Origin of the sequence: Corallococcus sp. AB038B (assembly GCF_003668955.1) — a bacterium.
Classification (GTDB): Bacteria; Myxococcota; Myxococcia; order Myxococcales; family Myxococcaceae; genus Corallococcus; species Corallococcus exiguus.
Window position 1 is genome coordinate 1 of sequence record NZ_RAWO01000459.1, and the last position, 378, is coordinate 378.

General features: G+C 72.5%; 1 pseudogene. It reads left to right on the forward strand.

What is annotated here, in order from left to right:
- Positions 1-378 (forward strand): annotated as a pseudogene (locus D7Y04_RS45020) (hypothetical protein); the annotation flags it as partial.

Below are 378 nucleotides of genomic sequence, written 5' to 3' on the forward strand. Positions count from 1 at the left end.
CGGCTGCGCGGCCGGGTGCTGGACGCGGTGACGTCCACGCCGGTCGTCGGAGTGGAAGTGCAGGCGAACCTCGTCGTCCCCGCGTCACCAGGGGACGAGGAGCCGGAGGCGCAGTCGCTGGCGCATGCGCGCACCACCGCCGATGGCGCCTTCGTGCTGCCTCCCCTGGAATCGGGCGCGGCCTTGCGTCTGGAGCTCTCCCATCCGGACTACCTGCCGCTGAGCCAGCAGATGGCACCGGGCGAGACGACGCTGGAGCTGCGCCTGCTCACGGGTGCCAGGCTGGAGGGCACGGTGAAGGACCGCGAGGGGCGGCTCGTGAGCACCTTCCTCTCCCTGCGCCCCCTGTCCCCGGTCGGCGCGGAGTCCATCACGATG